This is a genomic window from Peribacillus sp. SIMBA_075 (assembly GCF_046534585.1).
This window is the reverse complement of record NZ_JAWRYN010000901.1, coordinates 1-261: the sequence shown is the minus strand read 5'-3', so window position 1 is coordinate 261 and position 261 is coordinate 1. Positions and strand designations below refer to the sequence as shown.

At 69.3% G+C, this 261-nt stretch carries 1 protein-coding gene; it reads right to left on the bottom strand.

The features are described from left to right. Window positions 1–261 (bottom strand): GGDEF domain-containing protein (locus tag SB775_RS30855; protein ID WP_410865070.1); only part of this gene is annotated, 261 nt, incomplete at both ends.

The following is a 261-nucleotide window of genomic DNA, read 5'->3' as shown; positions in this document are numbered from 1 at the left end:
CCGCGGATGGCCTTGCGCAGGCGCTCGGTCGCCAGTTCCAGGTCGGCCAGCGATTCGACCCGCAGCAGCACCACGAATTCCTCGCCGCCGAAGCGGGCGACGGTGTCGCTGCTGCGCAGCAGGCGTTGCAGCGACTGGGCGAAGTTGCGCAGCACCTCGTCGCCGACCAGGTGGCCGTGGCCGTCGTTGACGCGCTTGAAGTCGTCCAGGTCGATGAAGGCCACCGACAGCGGCCAGCCGTGGCGGATGGCGATGTCGAAC